A 453-nucleotide genomic window follows, 5' to 3' on the forward strand; every position below is an offset into this window, starting at 1 on the left:
TGTTAACACAAATAATTCCCCCTTAGTTCAGTTGGTAGAACGGCGGACTGTTAATCCGTATGTCGCAGGTTCGAGTCCCGCAGGGGGAGCCATATTAGAAAAAGCCTCATCATCTGATGAGGCTTTTTCGTATCCACTATTCCTCAATTACATCGCATACTCAATCTATCCTAAGGTTGTTCCCCCCTAATAACTCATAAGAGTCGCTTTGCCTTAAATCCAAAGAGAGTCTCTCTCAACACTTCATAACCGATTCAGCAAAGTTCCAAATTTGCGACTAAACTAACTTTTATGAGGTTTCACTAGTAAACAGCCACTTATTTCACGTCAAAAATTTAATCCAAATCATATTTTCAGGCTTGTCTACTACTAGGATTCACACTTCTAAAATAAGATGACAAACATATTACAACAACTATCCAACTCGTTTTCTGCTACAAAACGACCTATTAG

1 tRNA gene is annotated in these 453 nt (G+C 38.6%); it reads left to right on the forward strand.

Annotation, left to right across the window (positions count from 1 at the left end):
• Positions 1-16: 16 nt before the first annotated feature.
• Positions 17-92 (forward strand) — tRNA-Asn (locus QTO00_RS20860).
• Positions 93-453 lie beyond the last annotated feature (361 nt).

This window comes from Vibrio sp. M260118, from assembly GCF_036533755.1.
Lineage (GTDB): Bacteria > Pseudomonadota > Gammaproteobacteria > Enterobacterales > Vibrionaceae > Vibrio.